Origin of the sequence: Chitinophaga sp. HK235 (genome assembly GCF_018255755.1) — a bacterium.
Classification (GTDB): domain Bacteria; phylum Bacteroidota; class Bacteroidia; order Chitinophagales; family Chitinophagaceae; genus Chitinophaga.
The window spans coordinates 14,034-38,805 of the sequence record NZ_CP073766.1; the positions used below are offsets into that span (position 1 = coordinate 14,034).

At 44.8% G+C, this 24,772-nt stretch carries 21 protein-coding genes; 7 read left to right on the top strand and 14 right to left on the bottom strand.

The genetic code is table 11. The features are described 5' to 3' along the window. The first annotated feature begins 183 nt into the window (after positions 1-183). The 4 genes from KD145_RS00075 to KD145_RS00090 all read left to right on the top strand — a co-directional run bounded on the left by KD145_RS00075 (position 184) and on the right by KD145_RS00090 (position 2,746). Positions 184-1,581, top strand: a complete 1,398-nt coding sequence (locus KD145_RS00075) for a protein kinase (protein ID WP_212003898.1) — start codon at positions 184-186, stop codon at positions 1,579-1,581. Further along, positions 1,578-2,006 (top strand): MauE/DoxX family redox-associated membrane protein, encoded by a 429-nt coding sequence (locus KD145_RS00080; RefSeq protein WP_212003899.1) that lies wholly within the window; start codon positions 1,578-1,580, stop codon positions 2,004-2,006. Before KD145_RS00075 ends, KD145_RS00080 begins: the two co-directional genes overlap by 4 nt. 82 nt (positions 2,007-2,088) lie before the next feature. Next, the gene (locus KD145_RS00085; RefSeq protein ID WP_212003900.1) at positions 2,089-2,349 is read left to right on the top strand and encodes a hypothetical protein; all 261 of its coding nucleotides are present in this window, start codon (positions 2,089-2,091) and stop codon (positions 2,347-2,349) included. A 136-nt stretch (positions 2,350-2,485) separates the two neighbouring features. After that, complete coding sequence (locus tag KD145_RS00090) at positions 2,486-2,746, top strand: hypothetical protein (protein ID WP_212003901.1); 261 nt, start codon at positions 2,486-2,488, stop codon at positions 2,744-2,746. 15 nt (positions 2,747-2,761) lie between these two features. Here KD145_RS00090 and KD145_RS00095 read toward each other — a convergent pair whose 3' ends face one another. From KD145_RS00095 to KD145_RS00105, 3 genes are read right to left on the bottom strand one after another with little or no spacing between them, the layout of a single operon-like run. Next, the gene (locus KD145_RS00095) at positions 2,762-4,018 is read right to left on the bottom strand and encodes a redoxin domain-containing protein (protein WP_212003902.1); all 1,257 of its coding nucleotides are present in this window, start codon (positions 4,016-4,018) and stop codon (positions 2,762-2,764) included. A 53-nt stretch (positions 4,019-4,071) separates the two neighbouring features. Next, entirely contained in the window at positions 4,072-5,508 is a 1,437-nt protein-coding gene (locus KD145_RS00100; protein ID WP_212003903.1) for a RagB/SusD family nutrient uptake outer membrane protein, read from the bottom strand. A gap of 32 nt (positions 5,509-5,540) precedes the next feature. Then, entirely contained in the window at positions 5,541-8,936 is a 3,396-nt protein-coding gene (locus tag KD145_RS00105; protein ID WP_212003904.1) for a SusC/RagA family TonB-linked outer membrane protein, read from the bottom strand. A gap of 404 nt (positions 8,937-9,340) precedes the next feature. Here KD145_RS00105 and KD145_RS00110 point away from each other — a divergent pair, with 404 nt between their 5' ends. Beyond that, positions 9,341-9,892, top strand: a complete 552-nt coding sequence (locus tag KD145_RS00110) for an RNA polymerase sigma factor (protein WP_212003905.1) — start codon at positions 9,341-9,343, stop codon at positions 9,890-9,892. A gap of 41 nt (positions 9,893-9,933) precedes the next feature. Next, the gene (locus tag KD145_RS00115) at positions 9,934-11,217 is read left to right on the top strand and encodes a FecR family protein (protein ID WP_212003906.1); all 1,284 of its coding nucleotides are present in this window, start codon (positions 9,934-9,936) and stop codon (positions 11,215-11,217) included. Between the two features lie 12 nt (positions 11,218-11,229). On the opposite strand, the gene KD145_RS00120 is transcribed toward KD145_RS00115, so the two are convergent. The 7 genes from KD145_RS00120 to KD145_RS00150 form a co-directional block, all read right to left on the bottom strand. Further along, positions 11,230-11,961, bottom strand: a complete 732-nt coding sequence (locus tag KD145_RS00120; RefSeq protein WP_212003907.1) for a hypothetical protein — start codon at positions 11,959-11,961, stop codon at positions 11,230-11,232. 21 nt (positions 11,962-11,982) lie between these two features. Continuing rightward, positions 11,983-12,741 carry a LytTR family DNA-binding domain-containing protein gene (locus KD145_RS00125; RefSeq protein WP_212003908.1) on the bottom strand — a complete coding sequence of 253 codons (759 nt, stop codon included), beginning with the start codon at positions 12,739-12,741 and terminating at the stop codon, positions 11,983-11,985. A gap of 9 nt (positions 12,742-12,750) precedes the next feature. Continuing rightward, positions 12,751-13,854, bottom strand: coding sequence for a sensor histidine kinase (locus tag KD145_RS00130; RefSeq protein ID WP_212003909.1), 1,104 nt, complete (start codon positions 13,852-13,854; stop codon positions 12,751-12,753). A 64-nt stretch (positions 13,855-13,918) separates the two neighbouring features. Continuing rightward, positions 13,919-15,337 carry a TolC family protein gene (locus KD145_RS00135; protein WP_212003910.1) on the bottom strand — a complete coding sequence of 473 codons (1,419 nt, stop codon included), beginning with the start codon at positions 15,335-15,337 and terminating at the stop codon, positions 13,919-13,921. Positions 15,338-15,363: 26 nt separating this feature from the next. Next, positions 15,364-18,546 carry an efflux RND transporter permease subunit gene (locus KD145_RS00140; RefSeq protein WP_212003911.1) on the bottom strand — a complete coding sequence of 1,061 codons (3,183 nt, stop codon included), beginning with the start codon at positions 18,544-18,546 and terminating at the stop codon, positions 15,364-15,366. 18 nt (positions 18,547-18,564) lie between these two features. Then, the gene (locus tag KD145_RS00145) at positions 18,565-19,749 is read right to left on the bottom strand and encodes an efflux RND transporter periplasmic adaptor subunit (RefSeq protein WP_249219686.1); all 1,185 of its coding nucleotides are present in this window, start codon (positions 19,747-19,749) and stop codon (positions 18,565-18,567) included. A gap of 196 nt (positions 19,750-19,945) precedes the next feature. After that, entirely contained in the window at positions 19,946-20,923 is a 978-nt protein-coding gene (locus KD145_RS00150; protein ID WP_212003912.1) for an AraC family transcriptional regulator, read from the bottom strand. A gap of 107 nt (positions 20,924-21,030) precedes the next feature. Between KD145_RS00150 and KD145_RS00155 the strand changes: the two genes are divergently transcribed. After that, on the top strand, positions 21,031-21,501 hold the full coding sequence (locus KD145_RS00155; RefSeq protein ID WP_212003913.1) for a hypothetical protein: 471 nt from the start codon (positions 21,031-21,033) through the stop codon (positions 21,499-21,501). On the opposite strand, the gene KD145_RS00160 is transcribed toward KD145_RS00155, so the two are convergent. The 4 genes from KD145_RS00160 to KD145_RS00175 form a co-directional block, all read right to left on the bottom strand. After that, entirely contained in the window at positions 21,488-21,967 is a 480-nt protein-coding gene (locus tag KD145_RS00160; RefSeq protein ID WP_212003914.1) for a heme-binding domain-containing protein, read from the bottom strand. The genes KD145_RS00155 and KD145_RS00160 overlap by 14 nt on opposite strands. A 335-nt stretch (positions 21,968-22,302) precedes the next feature. Beyond that, positions 22,303-22,923 (bottom strand): DUF3347 domain-containing protein, encoded by a 621-nt coding sequence (locus tag KD145_RS00165; RefSeq protein ID WP_212003915.1) that lies wholly within the window; start codon positions 22,921-22,923, stop codon positions 22,303-22,305. A gap of 37 nt (positions 22,924-22,960) precedes the next feature. After that, positions 22,961-23,512, bottom strand: a complete 552-nt coding sequence (locus KD145_RS00170) for a DUF3347 domain-containing protein (RefSeq protein ID WP_212003916.1) — start codon at positions 23,510-23,512, stop codon at positions 22,961-22,963. Positions 23,513-23,545: 33 nt separating this feature from the next. Next, the gene (locus KD145_RS00175; protein WP_212003917.1) at positions 23,546-24,769 is read right to left on the bottom strand and encodes an efflux RND transporter periplasmic adaptor subunit; all 1,224 of its coding nucleotides are present in this window, start codon (positions 24,767-24,769) and stop codon (positions 23,546-23,548) included. Between the last annotated feature and the right edge of the window lie 3 nt (positions 24,770-24,772).

The window sequence follows — 24,772 nt, forward strand, 5'->3', positions numbered from 1 at the left end:
CAGAGTTGCTGTCGGATTACAGCAAAAACGCATGGTTTATGTATTGAGACCCATATGTTGAATTTATAGGCTGATAAACCTGTGTCCTTGCGTTAGGTGCTCTGTAGTTTAAAGACTGCTTCCACAAAGTAAATTTGATTGTTGATGTTGCATTCTATGGGTAACTATTGAAACGAAATATTTATGATAAATGAGTTGAAAGAAATGGAAGATCAGGAGAGCAATAGTGGTGTTGATTTTGGCGGTTTATTGGAGGGGTTGAATATACCTTATGAAAGGTACGAAAACCACCTGACCGTTGGAGAAACAGGACATGATAATGGCTGGGCGGTATTTGTATCAGTTAATTCCCATCAGTTGAAAGACCTGCTATCAGATATAGCTTTAGAACTGTTTGATTTGAAAGTGCCTTTCAGGATTATTAAAAATGAAGGAATAGCAGAACGGGTTAATAATTTTTGGTATGGTATACATGAAGTTGGAAGATCAATTACAATATACACAGGTAAACAGGAAGTAACAGAGACGGTTATCCAACGTCTTTCTCCATTAACTGATAAATATTTAGGACCTCAGGTGCTTGATACAGTCAGGGTTGAAAAGGTATTATATGTATCATATTTGGTTTTTCAGGAACAGAAAGGTGATGATGAGGAAGTTAAATGGAAGTTTGCACTGAATGTTCCGTCAATTAAAAAATTCCCCTTTAAAATTAACGATAAGTATAAATACTGGAAAAGAAAACGGCTGCTGAAAAAACGTTTTGTTCCTTTAGTACTCATATCCCGATCTCCCAAAGGAGATTTGCTTAAAGCCATTGATATTAAAGGATTTCGGTTTGATTGGTGTTTTGTGAAGGAAGGGAAAAGTAATGTTTTTATAGATAGGCATGGGAGAGACATCAGTGATAGATTTAAATGGCAGAAAAGGCTCTTGAAAGAGTTGCAGGACGATGTGCCTATGCCCCGGTTTGTTGACTATTTTGAACAGGATGAAGAGTGTTATCTGGTAATGGAATACCTGGAAGGCATAAGCCTTAGCGAAAAGATTGAGAAAATACATAGTAACAGAAAGTGGGACGATTTACTTTTTTCTGAGCAACAACAACTTATTGTTTACTTTTTACAGGCGGTTGATATTTTAAGAAGGATGCATAAAAAAGGATATGTGCATAGGGATGCGACTGCGAGTAATTTTATGATTCTTCCTGGTGGAAAACTGTATACTATTGATCTGGAGCTAAGTTTTAATCTTAATACTAATGAACCACTATGGCCGTTTTCATTAGGCTCCTTTGGGTATATATCCCCTGAGCAAGCAAGGGTAGAACAACCAACAATTAAGGAAGATGTTTATTCTGTTGGGGCGTTACTGTTATTTACATGGACGGGACATCATCCTAGCTATTTCATTGATCTGAATCATGAAATTAATATGAGCAAATTGGAAGAAAGTATCAGTAATAAAAAAGTGCTGAATCTTGTACTTAAATGCCTGAGCCACCTCCCTGAAGATAGACCTGGTTTGAATGAGGTAGAGCAGGAAATAGCGTCCATGTTATCCACAAAACATATAGTATGAAAAAGGAATTATTCACCGATTTAGCTATTATCATTTATGCCGTGTTGTTATCCTATACGGCATCCAGTAAGCTGATGGACATATCTTTATTTGCTCATGATATGGGCAAGCAGCCCTTTAGTAAAACACTGGTTCCTATTATAACCTGGGCCGTTCCAATTGTAGAATTAGTGATCTTGCTATTGTTGATTATTCCTCGGTTTAGAATAACCGGATTAAAGGCGGCTACCGGATTGATGTTGGTCTTTACTATTTATGCAATATTGATATTGTTGAGAGTGTTCCCTGAGGTTCCCTGCAGTTGCGGAGGTGTAATACGAAGTCTTACATGGAAGCAGCATTTGGTGTTTAATGTTTCATTTTTAATTTTAGGCATTGCTGGTTTGGTTTCGTATCCTAATAAGCCATTACTGAAATTTAGATAAAATACTAATGCGCATAGTGCAGGATGTCAACCTGTTTAAAAAATGACAATCTCTCATTTAATAACCTTTAAAAATCAGAATCATGAAAAAGTTACAAGTTGCTTTTGCAGCACTCGCAGCAGTTGCTGGTATTGGTGGAGCATATGCTTCTACTCATAAAAGTTCAGATGCAGCCAGAGTTGGTACTATTTATAACTGGTATACAGTTGGCGGTAATTCATTTGTACTTGCTGGTACTACTGTAACTGCTAAAACACTGATCTGCCCTGCTAACAATTCTATTAAATGTGCACGTGGAACTGTTGGCGGTGTTATTAAAGTTACATTGTTAGGAAAACAGTAGGATTTTCTGTTTAAAAATAGAGGTAGCACTCAGTGCTACCTCTTTGATCTTAGTCTGATTATTTGGCAAACAATTATTGCTGCCTCCATAGTATTTCTTTCTAAGTATTTTTTTAAATCAATTTAAATATTATGGTATGAAAAAAATAAGAGTTGTCTTAGCATCAATTGGTGCAGTTATTGGAATTGGTGGAGCTTATGCTTCCTCTCATTATTCTGTTAAATCACCTCATGGTCTTACAGTTTTTAATTGGTATACAGCTAATGGAACATTTGTATTGGTTGGAAATACAGTGACTGCCAGAACATTGGCTTGTCCAATAACTGGAGTTAGAACCTGTTTGATAGGTACTGTTGGCGGTGTCACTTATGTTACTGCTAAATTGCGTAAATTATAATATTATTAAAAAACACTAATTCATATTCTGGATATATATCCTTTCTCTCTTTCTTTTCTGCAGTGTGATATCAAGTCCATACTTGTTAAGTTCTTTTTTTAGGTTGTTAATGTCCGATTTGAGGGGAAGTATTATATCAACCTTTCCATCATAATTTGTTTCGTTAAGTACTTCGTATGGTAAATCGTTATACAAGCGGTTGTCAATTACTGCTTTAATACTTACATTTTTAACAATAACCTGATTGTCTGTTTGGTCGAACTTGGATTTGTTATCTGTTATTTGTGATATAAATTTGTTGCTATCTTTTATTCGCGATAATACGTAACAGGGCACATCCAGCTCTTTTAGCTCACTCTTGAATGAAAAATAGTTGTCAAGATATATTTGCATCATTTTTTTTGCTTTAGCAACCGACGTGTCTTTTAATACCAGCTCATAGCAGTAAGGAGTCGTAAAAAATTTATCGTTTTTACTTAATTTTTTCTTTTCTGTTAGATCCATATCTACGTCTGCATCATAGGCAATATTGTATAATACCTCACCTACACAGTTTTGGCAAAGAATTCTAACGCCATCAAATTTTTTATTATATTCTACTGCCCATTTTAGTGTTATTAATTTTGGATCGAGCTGGCCGAAATAGGAATAACATAACTGATTTTTTCCTTTGTTATATTGATGGTCTGTGAGGAATAATTCTTGTCCCCCCATGCCAAGGTTATTCATGAACTCTATCTTTTCCGGAAGATTAAGAGGTTTTCCTTGCATAAATGATGTAATGTTATCTTGCGTAACTTCCTCTTTTGTGGTAATTGCCTTTACAATTCTGTTGTTGCCTATCCAAACTTCATGAGGCTCTTTTCTGTGTGGAAACATTTTCATCAATCCACTATCAAATGGTAAATTGGTTGCAATGGGTATTTCCGGATTGCTAAGGTTAGGATGTTTCTTAAAAAACGCTATAACTTTTTCTTCTTTTTCGGTCGTTGCCATAATAATGTTAAACTTTCCATTGTTGGCCTTGTGCAATGAATCCAAATGGGTCATTAAGTCCCAACACGCAGGACATCTGATAAACCAGAAGTCGATTAAAATTGGCTTGTCATTAAACTCGGATAGAAGTGCTTTCTTGTTCTTATAATTGAGAATATTTGAAAGCTCAATATCAGGACATTGTTGGCCTATTTCAACTTTCTGTTGTGCTGATAAAGTGAATGCGACAAAGAAAAGAGACAGAATGAGTATTGCATTAACATAAAATCGTTTCATCACCTATTGTTTTTTGAATTAGAAAATTAATATTGTCGGGATGGATCCGATGATCAATTGTAACCGTTGTTTTGAGTTAGATTTTTATTTAGAAGTATTTCGGAATTGGGAATAGGAAATAAAGTGTCGCTGTCTCTCCATGATGGTTTTATTGGTTTTAAGACCAAACTGGCGAGCTTAAATCTTTTTAAATCAAACCATCTTTGACCCCATTCGGCAAATAATTCAATCCGGCGTTCCTGTTGCAGATATTTCATTGCATCATCAAAAGACAGATTTTGAGCTCTGTCAGAAAGAATGTTAGAGCTATTGCCTCTTGCCCTTTTTCTTAATGTATTAATATCTTCTATTCCGGCATTTGTTTTTCCGAGTCTGATCCTCGATTCAGCCCGAATCAGATATTGTTCTGCAAGTCGTAAGATATTATAATATTCCGTTACAACAGTGTTGGGCTTTGCAGGTATTTTGTATTTAAAGGGGAAGTTGTAAGGCCGCCCGGCTATTACTTTTGTTGATATCCAAGATGTTTTCCTGGGGTCTCCCGGTTCGAATGCACTTAATAGTTGATCAGAAATAAGATATGTTGGTACTGCAACGGGTGAATTGGAGACAAACAAATTTCCTTCCTGGGTATTTATAATTGTACCTGTAGGCATAATTTGCCAGATCGCTTCATTGCTATTCATAAGAAAAACCTTGCTGAGGTCTGTAACCAGACTATATTTTTGTGATTCGATCACCGCAGTAGCTTCTTCTTCTGCTAGCGCCCAGTTCCCGGTATACAGGTATACTCTTGCCAGCAAGGCCCTTGCTGCGTATTTATTGGGTCTGACAACTCCACTGGTAGGATTTGTTTCTGTGAGAAGTTTTTTTGACTTGTTTAAATCATTCACAATGTTTTGGTATATTTCACTTACATCAGTCCTGGGAAGGGTAGCCGAACGGGTATAATCCGAAAAGTTGATGTAGGGAACATTTCCATATAACTGGATAAGATAAAAGTATAGGAAACTCCGCAATAATAGGCATTCTCCAAGAAGTTGGTTTTTAACTCCGGATGATATGCCTGTGCTGGCGCTAATTCCCTCAATACAAGCATTGGCCTGGTAGATATATTGGTACGGTCTGGACCAAAGGTCTAGCGAAATAATTCCATTGGTGGAAGAAATGGTATTGGATTGAAACTCTTTAGGGTTTTTAATGTCAAGTGTATATAATAGTTCGTCGGAAGCAAGGCCTGTATAGGCAGTTATACTTCCTGAAGCAATATTGGTTATTGCCATAACTTGAGAATAAAGTCCAACAACCGCCGATGTGGCATTAGGGTCATCTTTGAATGTGGCATCCGATGTGACTTTATTGGGAGGTAAGCCTACTTCTACAAATTTGTTACAAGAGGGGGATATCGTTGATGCAAGAATCAATAAAATGATAGTGGAATATTTGTGATAATAGCTCATAAATATTCTTGGTATTTTATTTGTGATCATGATGTGAAGCTTTGTTATTTATGGAATATAGCTTATAACGTTAATTGCAGCCCAAGTGCAATTGTTTTTAATGGCGGAACTGCATATAAACTTTGAGTCTCCGGATCACCTATATAGTCTGTTATCGTCACGAGGTTCTGACCTTGAAGAAACAATTTGCAACTCTTTATTTGCCACCGTTTTAAATAATTGTCTGGAAGGGAGTAGGAAATAGAGATGTTTTTCATTCTAATAAAGGAAGCGTCACTATAGGCGCCACTTGATGATGAAATTAAGGAGGCTTGTCTGTATGCATCACTGGAAGTGGTTGCAGAGAACTTTTGGTATTGAGCATTATCTCCTTCATGCTGCCATCTGTTCATTATAACAGAAGGTTGGTTATACATCATACCCGGCAAATAGGATGATGAGATGTCACCGAAAAAGTTTCGGCCCAGTTGTTTTCTGAAGGTGAAAATTGTACTTATTTGCAAGCCTTTATAGCTTAGCTCCGTGCCTACACTACCAAAATAGTCAGGGTTTGTTTTGCCTATATATTGAAGGTCTTTCGTGTCAATCATGCCATCGCTATTAATATCATGGAAGGTATAAAGTCCGGTTTTGGGATCTACTCCATATGATTTGTATAGCTTTAGGATATTGATGGATCTACCGATCTCATATTGATTAGCGTAAGAGGAGCTACTAAGATTGGGAAATCTGACTAATGTATTAGAGGGAATAGTGATGTTGCCCAAAATAATCCATTTAAAATCTCGATTGTTAATGATTTTCCCATTCAGATCCAGTTCGATTCCCTGGTTAGTAATCAATGCCGGAAGGTTCTGAACGATAGATGTGAATCCTGTTTGGGAAGGTAAAGGATAATTTACGAGCTGATTGTTGCTGTAGCTTTTATAGAAGGAAGCAGATACTAGGAATCTGTCTTTTAAGAAGCCCAAATCGAGCGCAACCTCTAGTTTTTTATTTCCTTCCCAATAAAAATCCGGATTGAATAAATTGTCAGGTTTTAACGCTATGCCTCCCTGATACGGGTTGAGTGTAGACGTTGTCCAGGTTGGTAAATATTTGTAATCTCCGACCTGGTCATTGCCGGTAATACCATAACTACCACGTAATTTTCCAAAGCTAAGAAAAGGTAGGTTTTGACTGATTAGTCTTTCATTACTGAATATCCAAGCAATACCTGCGGATCCAAAATTGGAAAATCTTTTATTAGGGCCAAACCGTGAAGAACCATCTCTTCTGCAGCTTAGATTCAAAATATATTTGTTGGCATAAGAATAGTTTAGTCTTGTAAAAGCAGCTTCATAACGATATTTTACATCATCCGATACTTTGCTGACAATATTGGGTGCTGCAGCTATAGAATTGATAAGGTTATCCGATGTATAACCATTTCCCATTAAATATAGCCTATCTCTTCTATTGTCTTGCCAGGTACCACCCGCGAGAATGTTCAGTTTCCCTTTCAGTACTGAGATAGTGTATTCTAACTGAGGTTCAATGATCCAGCTTTTTATATTACCGCTCCCAAATGCGGAGGTACCTGTTTGATTAAGGCTGGGATTGAGGGATGATATAGGTACTATTTGTGTTTCTCTTGTGTTTAATATGTTAAACCCTGTATTTACTCTTGCTGTTAACCCAGGTAATATCTTATAACTAAGCGTAAGACTGGTAAGATAATTATTTGTGATGGCGTTATATTTTTTCAGTAAATCTGCTAGTGGATTCTGAAAATAGGCTCCATTTTCCTGCCAGTTTAGCTGTCCGGCCGCATTATATAGATTTGGCATGTTAGGTGGTGTGAATAAGTAAAAACCGTTGGCTACCGGAAGATTATTATTATCAAAATTGGCAATAGATGAAAGAGACAGATTGAATTTTTGATTATTGGAAGTGTGGTTTAAATTGAAATTCAGAGAGGGTTTGCTATCTGATCCATCCGCTGGTAGGACGGTAGTTTCTCTATGAAAAGATCCGCTAACCAAGAATTGGGTGTATTGATTTCCTCCTGAAAGGGATAATGTAGCATTCAATATCTTCGCAGTTCCGCCCAGTAGTATCTTTTTAATATCGGTATACCTGGTTGTATCCCATACCATCAAGTCCGGTGCATACCCTGCCGTTCCGGGATCGTTATTGGGAGTAATCCCGTCATTTTTGAATGCCTCTTTTCTCATGGCAACATATTCCTTGGTATTGAGCATGTCAACTCCTCTGCTTATCCTGCTAAATCCGGTATTGATCACAGCTTGTAAGGTAGCTTTACCACTTTTCCCCTTTTTTGTAGTAATGAGCACCACACCATTAGCACCCCTGCTTCCATAAATGGAGGTAGCATCTGCATCTTTTAATACTTCTATACTCTCAATGTCAGCGGGGTTTATCATACTGAATGGGCTCAGGCCAGCTCCACTCGATGAAGTCAGAAGGGAATTGACGTTGTTGATATTATCATTATTAGGGGCAAAAGGGATTCCGTCAATAATATAAAGTGGTTCTGTACCATTTACCAGTGAATTCTGCCCCCTGATTTGTACTTTTACGGAAGCACCCGGAGCTCCACTGCTTTGAGTGACCAGCATGCCCGGAACCCTTCCGTCCAATGCTGCAAGCGGATTGGAAACCGGCTGCCGGCTGATTTCTTCTGCGGTTACCTTACTGATGGACCCTGTGTTCATGCGCCGTGAAGTAACCCCATAGGCCATCACAACAGCCTCGTCCAGCTTATTGCTGGCTACATCCATCATAATACGCAGCGGACGGTTTCCATTGGCATTGATCTGTTGTGGAACATAACCGGTATAAGTGATCAGGAGGATAGCACCATTTGGCACATTGTTCAGTGTAAATACCCCCTTTTCATTGCTGATCGTACCTTTTCGTGTAGCCTTGATGTATATAAAAGCACCTGGTAATGGCATTCCATTTTGATCTTTTACTTCTCCGGAAACTACATTACCTACGGCAGAGTCAGGAGGGAGTGCGCTCATAGGCACATCTGTTTTCTCTGGCTTCAATACTACTGTCTTTGTCCTGAATTCCCAGGTGATTCCCTGGGGAGAAAGAAGATTTTTTAACACTTCGTTCAATGAAGTTTGTTTTACGTATATGCTTACCCGATAGGAATCCCTTACCTGGTTCGTGTTATACATAAATACCAGTCCGGTTTGCTTTTCGATGTTCTTAAACACGGTGCTAAGGGGGGCGTCCTTAAAGGCAAGTGTTACTTTCATTTCTCCCTGGGGGCTAGCTATTACAGGAGTGGAGGTATACAGCATCCCAGTAAAAATTACCAGCTTCATTAATTTGCGGAGCCAGTTCCCGCGCATTAGGTGAGTAATGTTCATGACAATGTGTTGATAGGTTTGGATCAGTTGTTGTTGATGAAAAAATTCAGGTACTTCCTGTAATAAAGACACTGTTTATTTCATCCCGGGCTAACTACGGTAGCGGTTTTCATGTTAACTTAATGTTACGCGCATAACGGAAATTTAACATGCAAATTCATTTTTGCCTGTTTTCTTTGCATCTCAAATTTCATAACAACCGATTAACATTTTTCCTTTCGTCCATTCACTTAAAACCCCTTGCTATACTTTATTTTCATGTAAGAATAACGATATGCTTTAGCTCGTTACACGGTTTACAACAAGGAAACTAGTCAAAAACTGCTTTGTACAAGGAGTGTCATTCCCTTAATAACCTTATTGCCATGCTTAAACTATGTCAGTGCTCTATTGTATTCTGGCCTGTTTATCCCTTTGGTGGACGTTTCTGCTGTATGACCTGTCACTGCTGACATATTGTTACCGAATACACAGCCATGAACAGATATGAGAATGATATGATATTATGGCAAAAGCTGAAGGAACACGATCCGGATGCATTTGGCTATATTTATACAACCTACCGCAAATGGCTGACTGTTGTCGCTTATGGTATCATTCAGCATGAAACAGAAGCGCAGGATCTGGTGCAGAAGTTTTATATAGACTTCTGGCAGATGGATTGGAGCAAAGCTGCTCCCCTGGACGGTCCTATCAGAAATTTTCTTTTTATCAGTATCCGTAACCGCAGCCTCAATTATATCCGGTCAATCGAAAGCATGCGTAAGAGAGTCGCCCGTTTACAGTTGCCGCCCGATTATGAACCACCTGCCAATATTCTGGAGAATAAAGAATTACAGCAACACCTGTCTGATGCAATGGCACAACTACCGGCTGTCAGGGCAAGGGTGTTCAAACTGGGCTACCTGTACCAGTATACCCGCCAGCAAATAGCCGACTATCTGGGCATCAGCGAAGCCACCGTGAAAACACACATGGCACTTGCCCTGAAAGATCTGCGGAACCTGCTGAAAAATAAAGTTTATTGATCATTAGCCCGCCTTGTGAAAAAAAGTGTCTTATTTAAGTGATGAGAGCCAATTTAAAGATACAGCAACTCATGATGGAGAAAATCGGAGGCATTATCAACGCCGCCGATGAAGCCTATCTCGACCACCTGATCTCAACAGACAGTGTGGTAGCCACCCTATGGCAACAAACGAAGAAATTATACCCTTCTGAAGATATTGACAACGGCTTCTGTCGGTTCGATCAATTACCCTGGCAGGACATTACCGCACTGTCGGTTAATGGTAATAAGACCGGCAATGAACGCCCGCTCCAGACCTGGCTGGAAGTGCCTGACCATATTGCTCCGTCAGATGGAACCTTCCCGCTCACCCAGCAGGATATACAAGTTTCATCAACATCGGAGGAAATTAACACCACATCATCTCCCAGCCCCCGAGGCCGTATACATCCCATCCCCTGGTCATGGGCCGCTGCTGCAGCCTTGTTAGCCATAACCGCGATCTCCTGGTGGTTCTTTCAATCTATACCAGCTACTCACCATCGCTTAAGCCTCCTGGATAAAAACATGGGTGTACAACTGCAAGTAGGCAACGGAAAAATAGTGAATCTGTCTACCGACAGTGGCACCATCGCCCTGCAGAAAATTCAATTTAACAACAATAATAAAACGCTTTCGCTGGTAACAAGTACCATCGGGGAACCCAAAGGAAACGAAAAGTTAACATTGGCCGTTCCTGCCGGTCTCGATTATAAGGTGCAACTACCTGATGGTACCAACGTATGGCTCAACTCCACGACTACCATGCGTTTTTCAGTGCCTTTCTTCGGTACCTCCAGAGACGTATTCATCGATGGGGAAGCATTTATCCAGGTGGCGAAAGATGTCGACCATGCTTTCTTTGTACATACCGCTCATAGCACCGTTCAGGTACTGGGCACTTCTTTCAACATCAACTCCTATGATAACAATGCCGTAAAAGTATCACTGGTGGATGGCGCTGTTAAAATGAAGGAGGGAGAAGATGAGGTAACACTCAAACCCGGACAACAAGCCGTTGCCACCGGCAAAGGAATTCAGGTACGGCCTTTTGATGAAATGGAAGAACTTAGCTGGCGCCAGGGCTTCTTTTATTTTTCCAGCGCTACCCTGTCGGAGATATCCCGCGTATTGCCACGATGGTTCGGAATTCCCGTTATCATGGACAATGACCGTATTGCCAATGAAACATTCACCGGCAACATCGATCGGAATCAACCCATTATCATATTCCTGGATAATCTGAAGTCAACTACCACTGTCGATTATTATTTTGATAATACCGGCAGACTGCATTTTAAATAAACAGTCAGCGCTTTAAACAAACTGTTGCAGATAACGTAAGCCGGCCATCTCTCCCGGGATACCAAAGCTGGGAAATCCCAGCGACACCGCAGCTTCATCTCCGTAAAGAAAATTGAAGATCACAGCATATTCCCGGCTGTCGCTATGTTGCCTATAAAAAGCTGCAACAGCAGGATGGGGGCCGCTTTCGCCCGGAGCACTGCCGGCATGTATAGTCACATACCTTTCCTGCTTCCCATGTTCCTCCAGTGTTGCAGGCCGGGAAGACGATAACCGGTAAAGGGTACGGTAACAGCTTTCCAACGTCCTGGTACGGATCAATGATGCATCGTACGTTTCACTGGTCCAGAAAACAGGTACACTGAATCCACGCGCTACCAGCGCCTGTATTTTAAAACGGCTGTCATAATCGGTGGTATAACGGTTGGTCCATCCTCCTTTCAGATCATCACAAAGGTTCAGCGCTACACGGAAAACCTTGTACGGTGCTAATTGCTTGCATCGCTGGTTAATACCTGATAATGCCGCAGTCATTATTTCCTCTGCATGTAAAGCCTTCAATAATTCCAGTTGCGCTGATACATGCACTTTTCCCATTGGATTAAAACCTCCCAATGGCATGGCCAGATCTCCTTTGGTATTGCCCTGCAGCTGTTTTAAATATTGATGGAAACGCTCCATGCCTGCTGGTTGATGATATAGGTTGAGCATAATATCGATGACCGGCAATACCTCAAATTGCATGTAATGAATTTAGGCAAATTATTATTTATCGAGCCACTGTTTAAACAAAGGCACTTTTTCTTTACTTACGAGCACCTCCCTTTCCGGATCTCGTTTGAGCCTGATCTGTAGTTTGCCGTTGAAGGAGTGGAGAATACGATCAATACTGTGGATGCCAATGATATGCTGGCGGTTGGCCCGGAAAAACTGAGCGGGGTTTAACTGTTCTTCCAGTTCGTCCATGGTTTGGGTGACCACCACCTCTGATTTATCTTTTAATACAAGACGGGTGGTGCTGTAGGCATAATAGGCGAAGTCTACATCTTCTACCAGCACTGTTCTGTAACCGTCCCGGAAAGGAAGCATGAAGCGGGTACGGTAGCTTACTTCTTTTTGTTTGAAGAACTCCAGCAGCTGCTGCACCATCTCTGTAGGTCCTGTTTGCACGGGCTGCCGGTGGATCTTGTCCAGGGCCTGGCGCAGGTCTTCTTTTTCTATAGGTTTCAAGAGATAGTCAATGCTATTGACTTTGAAGGCCCGGATGGCGTATTCATCATAAGCAGTGGTAAAGATAACCGGACATTGGAGGGATACCTGCTGGAAGATGTCGAATGATAAACCATCTGCCAGTCTGATATCCATAAGGGCTACATCGGGGTGGGGGTGTTGTCTGAACCAGGCCACACTGGCACTAACGGTGTCAAGGATGGCTTCAATTGTAGTATCGGGGAATATATCGTGTACCAGATTTTTTAGCCGGGTTGCATTGGGCTTTTCATCTTCAATGATAACTAAACGCATAAATTAATTTTAGAAATCCAGTAAAGGCAGCGTCACCATAAACATGCTATTCTCTTCCTTTATCTCAGGAGCCTGGTCTGATAACAAACCATAGCGGTTTTTGATGTTTTCCAGTCCCAGCTTGGTGGAAGGGATCACGTTAGGGATACGCTGTGTATTGTTGCTGACAGTTAATTTGCCTTCTTCCTGCTGATAAATGCGGATATGCAGTGGTTGTTCACCGGAGGCGACATTGTGCTTGATAGCATTTTCTATGAGCAGTTGCAGGGTAATAGGAGGGATGCCACGGTTGGTGATCGAATCGGGAATGGTGATCTGTATGTCTACATTGTTACCATGACGGATCCGGATCAGGTAGATATAAGCCTGTATAAATCGTAACTCGGCTCCCAGTGTAATGATATCATTGTTGAGGTTAACAATCATATACCGGTATACCCGGGAAAGGTTCTCCAGAAAAGAGAGCGCGGTGTCCTTATCTTCTTCAATCAGTGCCGAAAGGGTACTGAAATTATTGAACATAAAATGTGGGTCCAGCTGTAATTTCAGGGATTGCAGCTGCGACTGCATGGCTATTTGCCTTAATTCGGCAGCTTTGAGTTCCAGTTCGGAAGCCTCCAGCATAGAGGTTTTCCAGCGTTGCAGGAAAAAATTACCGGTATGAACGGCGCTGATCAGGATAGACAGCATCACACATACAAACACAAACTGCCATTCGTCCAGTTTCTCTGGTATGGTGGCCGGCTTTTCTTCAGGAGGGCCGAAGATGAGAGAAAGTGTGACATATAAAATGCTGAGCAGAATGCCTACCGAAATGATCTGACCAAAGAGCTGGGCGATAAAACGCCGGATGGGCCATCTCTCCCAGGGTATCCAGCGGTCCATCCATCTGGCGGTGATCAGGCTCAGTTCCGTGATCAGCCAGCAGAAGATCATCATGATCGTCCACTCAATGATCAGTTCCCGCCAACTTAGTTTCGACATTCTTGACCAGGATTCGCTGTAAGGGTTTACCAGGTAGGACAACAGGTAATACAGGAGAAATATCATCGGAATGATAAATATCCGGTAGTACCTGTTGAACATTTTTTCTGCCATGTTATTCTTGCTCATTGCTTGTATTTGGTAGTACAACTGGCCTTAAATATAAAGTAATCATACTTATCAGGTTGCACTTCTATTTCCATCCACCTCCGAGTGAGCGGTACAGTTCTATCACGGCGCCCTGCTGCTCGCGTTCTACTGTTGAAAGGTCCAGTTCACTTTGTAATACATTGCCCTGTGCGGTAATCACTTCCAGGTAGGAGGCCATACCGCTTCGAAACAACAGGCCGGCATCTCTGATGGCGCTTTGCAGCTTCTCCACCCGTACCCGGGTCATATCATGCTGCGCCTGGAGCTTATCCATTTTCACGAGCGCGTCTGATACTTCTCCCACGGCTGTCAGTACCGATTTTCGGAATTCGATAGCTGTTCTTTCCCATTCTATTTTAGCCGTTTCCCATTCTGTCTTTAATTTCCTCCGTTGGAAGATGGGTTGCGTGATGCTGCCGGCTGCTGTTTCAAAGAGGCTGCCTGGTATGCTGAACCAGTTACTGGCTTTAAATGAATTGATACCAACGCCTGCGGTAATATTGAGGGCGGGGTACATGCTGGCTTGAGCGATGCCCGCTTTGGCGTTGGCTATTTTGACAGCCATCTCTGCTGCCTGCACGTCAGGACGCTGGCTGAGCAGGGATGCTGGAACACCAGCGGATAACGGACTGTCTGTTACAATGGATGAGGGCCGGTTGCTTCTGGCAATAGTCCCTGGCAGGGATCCGGAGAGGATCTTCAATGCATTTTCCTGAAGGATGATCTGTTGCTCTATTTTGGGTAACAGGGCGGCAGCCACCTGACGCTGGGCTGCTGTTTGTTCAATGGCGAGATTATTGATCTGGCCGGAATTGAATTGCAGCTGCATCATCTGCAGGGTGCTGTCGTTGAGTGCCAGGTTTCTGGCGGCAATGGCGTGCTGGGTGTCCAGCATTAACAGGTTGTAATATCCTTGCGCCACCTCGCTCACTATTCTTGTCTGTACCGCTTTGGAAGCCTCTGTGCTCTGCAGGTAGCTGGCAAGGGCTATCTCTTTCATGCGACTGATTTTTCCCCAGGCAATCACCTCCCAGCTAAGGCCGATGTTGGCGTTGTAATCGTCCATATAACGGGTACCCATATACTGTTCCGACAAAGAGCCGTTCAGACTGTTTTTAGACGGATAGTTACGGTTGGCCTGCATCTGCAGGTTCAGGTCCGGCAGATTGGCCAGCCTGGCGGCTTTGACCGCCTGTTCGGAAGCAGCCACATTTTTAAGGGCTACCTGTATATCGAAGTTTTGAGCGATGGCACTATCGATCAGGGCTTGCAGCGCCGGATCGGTGAAAAACGTTTTCCAGGAAAGCTGGCCGGTATTGCTGCTGTCGGCAGTAGCAGGCGCACTACGGTAGTGATGCGGTAAGGGCACTGCCGGCCTGGTGAACTCTTTGCCCACCCTGCAGGCCATGACCGTGCTGGAAAACACGGCGATGGCGAGAAGGGATGATTTATTGATAGTCATTGTTTGCTGATTTTTTGAAATTGCTGTTAAACTGTTGCTGGTTCCATCACCACTTCCTTTGCTGCTACCGGTGTTTTTCCGGAGATTTTTTCCTGCAGATACTGGAACACGATGAATAATACCGGGATGATGAACACGCCCAGGATTACGCCGGACAACATACCACCTGCGGTGCCGATACTGATGGAATGGTTACCCAGTGCGGAAGGTCCTTTTACGACCATCAGCGGAACCAGCCCGGCTACAAAGGCCAGCGAGGTCATGATGATAGGACGCAGACGCAGTTTGGAGGCTTCCATCGCGGCCGACAGCAGCGTTTTGCCTGCCCGGCGCCGTTGTACGGCAAATTCTACAATCAGGATGGCGTTTTTTGCCAGCAGACCAATCAGCATCACCAGACCTACCTGTACATAAATGTTGTTGTCGATGCCCGCCAGATTAATAGCCAGGAACACACCCAGGATACCGGTTGGTATAGATAACAGTACGGCCAGCGGCAGTATATAACTCTCATATTGCGCTGCCAGCAGGAAGTACACAAATATCAGCGCCAGCACAAATATGAACACCATCTGGTTGCCGGCATTCTTTTCTTCCTTACTTAATCCGGTCCACTCGAAACTGAAGCCGGCAGGGAGTTTGGTGGCAGCCACTCTTTCCACCGCTTTGATCGCGTCACCCGTGCTGTAGCCCGGTTTGGGCATCGCATTGATGGAGATAGAGTTAAACAGATTGTATCTGTTCATCATCTCAGGACCATACACTTTTTTCAAAGTGATCATGCTGTTCACTGGTACCATCTGTCCCTGATCGTTTTTAACGAATATACCTTCGAGGCTGGAAGGGGTACCACGGGATTCCGGTGCGGCCTGTACCATCACACGATAATATTTACCGAAGCGGTTGAAGTCTGATGCCTGATTACTACCATAATAAGTTTGCAGTGTCATCATCAGGTCGCTTACATTAACACCCAGCTGTTTTGTTTTTACGGGATCCACTACCAGCTCATACTGTGGGAAGTCGGCCTTAAACATAGTAAAGGCTACGGCTATTTCCGGACTTTGCATCAGCTCTCCGATGAAGCGGTTGGCGGTTTCACTGAATTTCTCCACTGGTCCGCCGGTACGGTCCTGCAGCACCAGCTCCAGGCCGTTGAAGGTACCGAAGCCGGGCACCGTCGGGAAGGTAAACACACTGAAAGTACCTTCCTTAATGGTATTCAGCTGTTCGTTCATCAGATATACGATATGATCTATGTTCTGCACTTCGCCACGTTCCTTGATAGGCTTCAGTTTCACGAAGCCCATCGCATAAGCCGGACTGGCACCATTACTCAGAATGTTGTATCCGGAAATGCTGGTTTCTGATTCCACCATAGGCATCTTTTTAAGGATGCTGTCTGCTCTGCGCAGCACTACCGTGGTCCTTTCCAGACCCGCTCCCGGAGGGAGTGACAGGGAATAGGCCACAAAGCTGCCATCTTCGTTGGGAATAAACCCTTTAGGCGTACTGCGCATCAGTAAGGCAGTTGCTACGATGATGAGGGCCAGTGCGCCCAGGCTCACCCATTTATAGTTGATCAGCCATTTGACACCACGGGCGTACTTATTGGTCATCGCCTGGAAACCGGTGTTGAAAGCGGTAAAGAAACGGCCTGCAAAACCTTGTCTGGCGGGTGTTTTTTCACCATGACCCCCTTCTCCGGCATGGGTATTTTTCAGGAAGAGGGCACACAGGGCCGGACTAAGCGTCAGTGCGTTCAGTGCGGATATCAGGATGGCGATAGCCAGTGTAAAGGCGAACTGCCTGTAAAACACGCCGGTGGGGCCTTCCATAAAACCTACCGGCAGGAACACTGCGGCCATTACCAGGGTAATAGACACGATAGCGCCGGTGATCTCGCTCATCGCCGACATAGTAGCGGCTTTGGCTGGCAAATGCGATCGCTCCATCTTACTGTGCACCGCTTCTACCACCACAATGGCGTCATCCACCACAATCCCGATGGCCAGCACTAAGGCAAACAAGGTGAGCATGTTGATGGAAAAGCCCAGCATCTGCAAAAAGAAAAAGGTACCTATCAGCGAAACCGGAACAGCAATGGCAGGGATCAGTGTAGACCTGAAGTCTTGCAGGAACAGAAACACGATCACGAAAACCAGCACGAAAGCCTCTATCAGCGTAGATTTCACCTGTTTAATAGAGATGTCCAGCTGTTCTTTGGTGCTCATGGTCACCTGATATTTGACGCCTTTCGGGAAAGTTTGGGACGCGTTGTCCATCACTTTGTTGATCTCTGTCTGGATAGCGTTGGCATTGGAACCATTGGTCTGGAAGATGGCCATGGTCACGGCATCTTTGCCATTTACGCGGTTGTCGGTGGTGTAGTTGGCCGAGCCCAGTTCTATACGGGCCAGGTCTTTCAGATACAACACTGAACCATCAGGAGCTACCTTGATGACGATTTTTTCGAACTGTTCGGGTTGATTGAATTTTCCTTTATAGTTGATCACATAAGACAAGGGCTCATCTGTGCCTTCGCCAAATCTGCCAGGTGCCGCTTCCAGGCTCTGGTCGCGGATAGCGTTCATTACCTCTGTCGGCGTTACGTTATAGGCAGTCAGCTGTTCGGGCTTCAGCCATACACGCATGGAGTAGTCCTTGGCACCGAAGATCTGTGCCTGGCCTACACCGGGTATACGTTTGATCTCGGGGATCACGTTAATCTTGGCATAGTTCTGCAGGAAGGCTTCATCATATTTTTTGTTGTCTTCACTGTAAATGTCCAGGATCATGATCATCCCGCTCTGTTGTTTGGTGGTGGTAACACCGGCCTGTATTACTTCAGGTGGTAACTGGCTGGTCACCTGGGCTACGCGGTTTTGTACGTTTACCGCTGCCTGATCAGGATCGGTACCCAGTTTGAAGAATACGGTCACTGAGCCTACACCGTCATTGCCGGCGTTAGACTGGATATAAGTCATGTTTTCCACCCCGTTGATGGCCTCTTCCAGGGGAGTAACTACCGAACGTAGTACCGTGGCAGCATTACCGCCGGGGAAGGAGGCGCTCACCACCACGCTGGGTGGCGCGATGTCCGGGAACTGTGTCACCGGCAGCCGGGTAAGGCCTACGATACCCAGGATCACCAGGATAACCGATATAACGGTGGCCAGTACCGGCCGTTGAATAATTTTATTGAGCATGGCTTGTTTTACTTTGGTTTATTTTCCGTTTGTTGCAACGGAATCTTTGTTGTTGGCGGGTTTCACCACCGCGCCTTCCATCAGGGTTTCTATGCCGGCAGTGACAATCCTGTCACCCCGCTTCAGTCCTTCTTTTACGATGAAGTTATCCTGACTTCTGCCGGACAGCTCAAGGATACGGCGTTGTACCTTATTGCTGTCGACCACCTGATATACAAATATTTTGTCCTGCATTTCCAGGGTGGCGGCCTGCGGCACCTGTATCACCCCGCTGTAGAGTTGTTCCACCCTTACTTTGCCGGTATTGCCGGAACGCAGGATGGCTGCCGGATTCGGGAAGGTGGCCCGGAGGCTGATAGCGGCCGTTGTTTTATTGAACTGTCCGTCTACCATCTCGATACGACCTTTCTGGTTAAAAGCATCACCATTGGAGAGAATGAGCGTTACCGGGCGAAGCTGTTTCAGCTGTTGCTGCAGACTTACGCCGGAAGCGCCTTTGCTGAAGTTCATGAAATCGTTTTCGCTCATAGAGAAATAAGCGTATACCTCACTGATATCAGAAAGTGTGGTGAGCGGAGCTGCATCATTTCTGCCTACCAGGTTGCCGATCCTTTTGGGAATACGGCCGATATATCCGTTGACAGGAGCTTTTATCAGGGTAAAGCCTACATTGACACGGGAAGCGGCTACCGCTGCCTTGGCCTGGTCAACATTAGCTTTGGCCGTTTGCATAGTGGCCATAGCGGTTTTGAGTTGCATATCGGCTACTACCTTGTTTTCTACCAGTGGACGTACTTTGTCTACTTCCAGCTGGGCAGCTGCCAGGGCAGACTCCATCGCATGGAGACTGGCAATGTCTCTGTTGAGCTGCTCACGGTAGGGCTGATCATTGATTTCAAACAGTGGTTGACCAGCCTTTACATAACTGCCTTCATCCACAAAAATCTTTTTAAGATATCCATCTACCTGTGGACGTACGTCCACATTCACTTTCCCTTCCAGTTGAGCGGAATATTCGTTGGTAGTGAGGGTCGTAGTGGTGTCGAGGGTCATCACCGGCAGTTCCGGAGTAGGTGCAGCCATACCGGCTGTTTCGGCACCGGCGTTGCCGCCACAGCTGCTGAGCGCTGCCGGCAGCAAACAGGCCATGATCATACCGGGAAGTATGTGTCTGCTTCTTATGTTACTTTTTTGGAGGTTCATTGCCTTCAGTTTTATTGCATATAGAGGGGCAAATATCATCCTCCCCCAAAAACTAATTCAGGACAAAGTGAGTGAAGCGGAAAAAATGGACAATGAACCGGAAAAATGGTGGAATGAAAAAAATCACCTCTGCAGACTTGTCAGGAATGCTGATGTTGTGTTTGTGGGAATAACTGTTGTCAGCCAGTATATGGGCTTATCTTGCTTTGTTAGGGGAGCATCCGAATTTCTTTTTAAAAGCCGTACTGAAATGCTGTATGGAAGAGTATCCCAGCATGGTGGCAATTTCTCCTACCGACTTATGCTGGTCCTGCAGATAGGTACGGGCCAGTTCCAGACGTTGCTCTGCCACAAAGCCAAAGGCCGTGGTGTTGAACAGTTCCTTAAAACCATACTTCAGTTTGTATTCATTAAGGCCGGCCATTCTGGCGAGGGCCGACAGGGTAGGAGGGTTCTCCAGGTTCTCTAACAGGTGGTCCCGCACAAAGTGCAGGCGTTCCCGGTCATAGGGCGTACGTACGACCGCGTTTGTATGATGATGGGTTTGATGATAGGAAGCGGCCTGCAATACCAGCATCTCTATGGCTTTGGAAAAAAGGAACATTTTTTTGATACCACCCTGATAATTACAATGCAGGATGGAATTGATGTTTTGTTGCATGGGGAGATCGATGGGCATGCTCTGAGGAGACAGTGTCCCGATTTTTCTGTTCAGCACTTTGTCCGCAAAACGTTGCAGCGCTTCGTCTGAGTGTTCGGTCAGTTGCAAAAAAGAATCACGAGTAAATTGAAGAATAAACTGAGAAGCCATCAGCTCTTCATTTTTCATAGTGCTAGCACCCATATTGGTATACAGCATGTTATGTGTGTTGGCTGTAAAGTACAGGGGTGTTTGGCTTTCCAGCGGGGTCACCGTAAACTGCCCTTTCAGGTTGAAGTGCAGGTGCACGATGTCGACGTCTGCCTTCCAGGTCATAGACCTACAGTCATTATACTCCCAATCACTGTGGATCATGCGGATACCATCAAACTGCCAGTGGGACATCTTCGCCCGGCCAATCGGAAGGGATAGTTCTCCACTTTCCTCCTTCAGCTGTGGTGAATTGATATCCTGAATGACCGTATTGACATGAGGCTCCTTATTATCGTTGCTATTTTCCCAGGCGAGTGGCATCTTACTTTTTTACAAATCTAATTCCTTTTAATATAAATATGACTCCTTTTAATATAAACGGAAAAGGGAGGCGCAGCGGACCTTTGTACCCATAAAATCATTCAACAATGAACATGTATTTATTAAGTTTGCTGGTACATATTACCGGGCTGACCATGATGGCGGGCTTAGTACTGGCTGGGTTTTTAGCCAACCGCCGTTTCTGGCAGGTATACCAGCAGGACCGTATGAAGGCGGCTGCCATCATAGATCTGACCTCCAGGTTCCCCATGATGATGGGCATAGGATTTTTGTTGTTATTATTATCCGGTACCAGTTTGATGGCCATGGTGCATGGCACCTATGGCGAGCAGCTTTGGTTCAGGGTGAAAATGTTACTGGTATTACTGCTGGTGCTCAACGGCTTCAACGGCCGCAGACTGGGAATGAAAATGAAGCCGCACCTGCTGGCATCGGCCTCCGGCCAGGAAATCCATACAGATCTGGCTCCCATGAAAGGGAAAGTCACTTTGTTTTATGTAGTGCAACTGTTGTTGTTATTGTCAGTATTTATCTGCGGTGTATTTAAATTTTCGTAAGGGTACTATCGATCCAGGTTATCACGGCCTGTTGCTGGACGTGCGTTAACCGGGCTTCCGGGTGCAATAGAGTATAGGAAGGCAGCGGCATTTTTTTGGATATGATCTGTTCTTTCATACGTTTGAGCTTATTACGCTGTCGCTTAAACGAATATTCTCCGTATTCCTGGAAATTCAACTCTTTTTTGCCTCCCTGTATATGTTTGTTCAACAACCAGCCAATCGGTTGTATCTCCGCATACCATGGGTATCGGGTATGATTACTGTGACAGTCATAGCAGGCCAGCTGCAGAATATGCTGCACGCTGTCGGGCATAGGATATATGGCGGCAACATCCTTAGTGGCATCCTGTTGACTACCCTGATTTTTGGAGGGCCTGAAAAACTGAATGACTACGAATATGCCTAATAGCCACCATTTTAGTTTCCCAGGGCTAAAGCCCTGGGCTATTTTAGATTGCAGCATAGACGTGGTGTTTTTTATTTATATGATTTGTTTGTTAAAATGAATGCTCTGTTTTATTTAATTTAAAATAGCCCTGGGCTATTAATCATTTCGGGACGATAAAATTTCTAATCAATGAAAATGAATCCCCCGTCTTATCCAATCTAAAATAGCCCTGTGCTATTAATCATTTCGGGACGATAAAATTTCTATCAATGAAAACGAATCCCCTGTCTTATCTAATTTAAAATAGCCCTGGGCTATTAATCATTTCGGGACGATAAAATTTCTATCAATGAAAACGAAACCCCCGTCTTATCCAATCTAAAATAGCCCAGGGCTTTAGCCCTGGGACGTTATTGGATGAGTTGTTCAACTACGCCGCAGGTGGGCATTTTAGCGCCCATGTAAGGGTTTTTGATTTCAGCCGACTTGCTTAACCACCAGGCACCTTTATTATTATCGTACATGGGGCAATGGATGTGGTAGAGTGGTTCTCCGCCGCCGAAGGCCTTTACCAGGTCGTAGATGTCTTCACTCATTTCAGCGAAGTGCTCACGTTGATGTGCAATGTTGCCTGCATTTTTACTGATATGTTCAGCATGTTCTTTTAAGTCGTCTTTATTGGCGACGTAGATTTTTTGCTGCTCCGGTGTAAGTGAGGAGGCATCAAATTTGGCGAGGGCTTCAGACATGACTTTACCGGCTTTGGCAGCAGCTGCATCATCGTCGGCAGCGAGACCATTTTCCAGCTGAAGGTAGCCATCTACCACTGCTTTGATGCTTGCGGCAGCAGTGGGGTTCACGTCGGTGAACTGTGGTTTTATGGTTGCCATTGGCTTTTCGGCAGATGCTGCCTCATGATGTGCGGCAGCCGAGCTGTCGGTGTGCTGGGCTTCGTGGGTGGCCTGTTGGTTGTTGCAGGCGGCGAAGGTGATGGCAGTCAGTGCCAGGGTGCTGATGATAATAGTTTTCATGAGTATGATTGAGTAGTGATTGAATGAAGATGAATGATTATTGTATGGTTTCTTTTACTTCCCCGCAGGTGAGCATTTTATCCCCGAAGTAGGGGTTTTTGATGCCTGATTCGTCGCTGAGCCAGTAGCCGCCTTTATCGTTGAGGGCCATGGGACAGTAGTCAACGTAGAGGGTGCCACTGCTGATGCCTGACTTTTTCACGAGAGTGATCAGGTCGTTGCTCAGGGTGGCGTAGGCAGTGCGTTGTGCGTCGAGGTGGGGCGCGGCCATGATACCGGCGGCGGTGCTCACTAATTTCTCCGCGCCGCTGATGCCTTTGGCGCCAGCTTCTATTGCGTTGGCAGCGATCCTTGCGGCGGCTTCGTCGCCATTGATCAGGGCGGTTGACAGCTGCTGGTATTGCTGGTACACTGCATTCAGCTGATCGTTTTTGAGCTGCAGTCCTGCTGGTTTAGCGACTTCGGTAACAGGCGCTGACTGTTGCCCGGAAGAATCGGGTCGTTCGGGAGCAGCCGTCTTACTATTGCCGCAGGCAGCCAGCAATGCGGCTGCCATAACGGGTAATCCTGCTTTCAGGAAGGTGGTCATGTGTATTTGATTTTATGATGAACTAAGCAGATATCAGTGATGATGGCCTGATGCGGAGGCCATCGGGTCGGCGCCCTTTTTCAGGATATATTCGCTGTAGAGCAGGTAGGCTCCGGTAACGACTACTTTATCACCGGCTTCCAGCCCGTCTGCGATTTCCACGGCATCAAAATTTTCCATACCGGTGGTGACGGTGCGTGGTTCAAACTTGCCTTTGGTTTTTTCTATCCACACATGTGTTCCTTTACCATCGCGGATTACGGCGTCTACCGGTAATGTCAGTACGTCGTTTTTACTTTTTACAGGCAGGAGGATGTTGGCCTGTAACCCCGGCTGCCAGCGGTTGTCGGGGTTGGGGATGGTACCGCGTATCTGCATCAGCTGACTGCCGCTCTGCAGGGCAGGATTGATGAACTGTATGGTCATCTGCTGTGGTTCCTGCTCCCAGCCTGCTATGACTACTTTCACGGTCTGGCCCGGACGTACTGCTTCTGCTTCTCCGGGATAGATATCGGCTTCTACCCACAACTGATTATACCCTTCGAGACGCATCACAGCGCCACCTTCGGAAACATACTGTCCTTCGGTGACTGACAGCTCAGAAACCATGCCGCTTTGGGTGGCAGGATAGGTTACATAGGGATTTACCTTCTGTGATTGCAGCAGCTGCTGAATGGCGGTATCTGACTGGTCGTACAGCCGGAGTTTCTGGCGTGCACCTTTTTCTATCTGTGCAAAGCGGGCATCATCCGGAAACTGTTTGACCTGTGCAGCTGCCAGCAGGTATTCCTGTTGCAGGGAGGCCAGCTGTTCCGAATAGATGCGGTACAAAGGTTGTCCTTTACTCACCCTGACGCCTGTTTCCCGGACATACAATGTTTCCACCCGTCCGGGTACCCGACTGGAGATGACGGTTGTTTTCTCCGGGTCGGTGACCAGGCGGCCGTTGAGCTGTTTGAATCCGGCCAGGTTGCCTGCACCGATGGTCACCGTGGTGATATTGGCGAGGGCTATCTGGCTGTTGTCGAGCGTGAGGGCTACGTCTTTGTTGTTTTTGTCGAAAGGTACCAGGTCCATGCCGCAGATAGGGCAGGTACCGGGTTTGTTTTGTACGATCTGCGGGTGCATGGGGCAGGTGAACGTTTGTTGTTTGCCTGCCTCTGCAGCTTTTTTGCCTGTTTCCTTACAGGCTGCCAGCAACAGGGCCGGTACCAGGGAAACGATGGCTATGGAACGTATGAATTGTTTTCTTTCCATGCT